General features: G+C 77.1%; 1 protein-coding gene. It reads right to left on the minus strand.

Annotated elements, in window-relative coordinates; all coding sequences use genetic code 11:
* Positions 1-236, minus strand: a 236-nt coding sequence (locus tag KVS67_RS13165) for an HAD family hydrolase (protein ID WP_217565563.1), incomplete at both ends; no start/stop codon positions are given.

Genomic DNA, 236 nt, shown 5'->3' on the forward strand with positions numbered 1-236 from the left:
GCACCAGCAGGCGTTCGACGGCGGCGGCCACCCCGCCGTCGACGCACGCCCCGCACACGCCGTCCGCCGCGGCCAGCAGCGACGGAAGGCCCGAGGCCACGGCCAGGCCGAGACCAGCCCACTGGAGCATCTCCAGGTCGTTGGGCATGTCCCCGTACGCGACGACGTCGTCCGGCGCGACCCCCCGGCTCGCGGCGAACTCGGCGAGGGTCGCGGCCTTGTGCACGCCCGGGGCG

Source organism: Micrococcus sp. GbtcB5 (assembly GCF_019091605.1).
GTDB lineage: Bacteria > Actinomycetota > Actinomycetes > Actinomycetales > Micrococcaceae > Micrococcus > Micrococcus luteus.